This is a genomic window from Acidisphaera rubrifaciens HS-AP3, from assembly GCF_000964365.1.
In the GTDB taxonomy this organism is placed as follows: domain Bacteria; phylum Pseudomonadota; class Alphaproteobacteria; order Acetobacterales; family Acetobacteraceae; genus Acidisphaera; species Acidisphaera rubrifaciens.
The window spans coordinates 1-2,049 of record NZ_BANB01000708.1 but is presented as its reverse complement, the minus strand read 5'-3'; the positions used below and the strand labels follow the sequence as shown (position 1 = coordinate 2,049).

The window sequence follows — 2,049 nt, the reverse complement described above, 5'->3', positions numbered from 1 at the left end:
CCAGCGTCCACGCCCACGCGCTCCCCGTGGCACCGCCGGCCTTGCTGCTGTCGGGGGGCGAGGCGACGGTGACGATCGGCGGCGGCCCGGCGGGGCAGGGCGGGCGGAATACGGAGTTCCTGCTCGGCCTCGCCGTGGCACTCGGCGGCCGGCCGGGCATCTGGGCCATCGCGGGCGACACCGACGGCATCGACGGGACCGAGGACGCGGCCGGCGCGATCGTCGCGCCCGACACGTTGGCCCGCGCCCGCGCCGCCGGGCTCGATCCGCGGGCGGTGCTCGACGGGCATGACAGCTACCGGCTGTTCGACGCGATCGGCGATCTGGTCCGCACCGGGCCGACCCTCACCAACGTCAACGACCTCCGCGCCGTGCTGATCGCCGCGCGCGGGTCCTGAGGAACGAGCGCCGATGCCCGCTTCCCTGCGCCGCCACCGGCGGACGAAGATCGTCGCCACGCTCGGGCCGTCGAGCAGCACGCCGGAGATGATCGCGCGGCTGTTCCAGACGGGCGCCGACGTCTTCCGGCTCAATTTCAGCCACGGCACGCACGAGGACCACGCGGCGCGCATCGCCATGATCCGCGCGCTGGAGGACAAGATCGACCGGCCGATCGGCATCCTGGCCGACGTGCAGGGGCCGAAGCTGCGCGTCGGGCGGTTCGGCGGCGGACGGGTGCAGATCCAGACCGGCCAGGGCTTTCGCCTCGACCTCAACCCCACGCCCGGCGACGTGCGGCGCGTCAACCTGCCGCATCCCGAGATCATCGAGGCGGCGGCGATCGGCTCCACCCTGCTGCTCGACGACGGCAAGCTGCGGCTGCGCGTGGTGCACAAGCGGCCCGACGCGCTGGAGACCGAGGTGGTGGTCGGCGGCGCCCTGTCGGACCGCAAGGGCGTGAACGTGCCGGACATCGTGCTGCCGATTCCGGCACTGACGGAGAAGGACCGCGCCGACCTCGCCTTCGCCCTCGCGCAGGGCGTGCAGTATGTCGGCCTGTCCTTCGTCCAGCGGCCCGAGGACGTGGCCGAGGCGCGCGAGCTGACCGACGGGCGCGCCTGGATCCTGACCAAGCTGGAAAAGCCGCAGGCGCTGGAGAATCTCGACGCCATCCTCGCGCTGTCGGACGCGGTGATGGTCGCGCGCGGCGATCTCGGCGTCGAACTGCCGCCCGAGGAGGTGCCGCTGGCGCAGAAGCGCATCGTCCGCGCCGCCCGGCTGCTGGGCAAGCCCGTCGTGGTCGCGACGCAGATGCTGGAGAGCATGATCGCCGCCCCGGCGCCCACGCGGGCGGAGGCGTCGGACGTGGCGACGGCGGTCTTCGACGGCGCGGACGCGGTGATGCTCTCGGCCGAGACCGCCGCCGGGCAGTTCCCGCTGGAGGCGGTGAGCATCATGGACCGCATCGTGGCCCGCGTGGAGCGCGACGAGGGCTGGCGCGCGACGGTGGAGGCGACGCGTCCGGTGCCGGAGGCCTCGGCCGCCGACGCGATCGCCGCCGCCGCCCGACAGATCGCCCACACGATCGGCGCGCAGGCGATCGTCGCCTTCACCGAATCCGGCTCTACGGCGCTGCGCATGGCGCGCGAGCGGGCGGCGAGCCCGGTGATCGGCCTGACCCCGGATATCGAGACCGCGCGCCGCCTCGCCGTCGTATGGGGGGTGCATGCCAAGGTGGTCGCGACGCTCCATTCCATGACCGACGCGGTGGCCCGCGCCGGCCGCGCCGCCTTCAGCGAGGGCTTCGCCGCCCATGGCGAGGAGATCGTGGTGGCCGCCGGCGTGCCCTTCGGCCAGCGCGGCACCACCAACGCGCTGCGCGTGGCGACGGTGAAATAGTCGCCGGGCGTGCCCCGTCTGCTGCGCCTCGCCCTGACCGATTTCCGCACCTATCCGTCGCTGGTGTGGCAGCCGGCCGCGCCGCTTGCGGTGCTGTCCGGGCCGAACGGCAGCGGCAAGACGAACCTGCTGGAGGCGATCTCGCTGCTGGTGCCGGGCCGTGGCCTGCGCGGCGCGCGCGGCGCCGACCTGCCGCGCCTGGGCGGCAGC

At 74.2% G+C, this 2,049-nt stretch carries 3 protein-coding genes; all 3 read left to right on the top strand.

Annotated elements, in window-relative coordinates; genetic code table 11:
• On the top strand, nt 1-398 hold a 398-nt coding region (locus B8460_RS16725; RefSeq protein ID WP_277813989.1), incomplete at its 5' end, for an MOFRL family protein.
• Nucleotides 399-411: 13 nt separating this feature from the next.
• Nucleotides 412-1,839, top strand: coding sequence for a pyruvate kinase (gene pyk / locus B8460_RS16720; protein WP_048862752.1), 1,428 nt, complete (start codon nt 412-414; stop codon nt 1,837-1,839).
• A 9-nt stretch (nt 1,840-1,848) separates the two neighbouring features.
• On the top strand, nt 1,849-2,049 hold a 201-nt coding region (locus tag B8460_RS16715), incomplete at its 3' end, for an AAA family ATPase (RefSeq protein WP_048862751.1).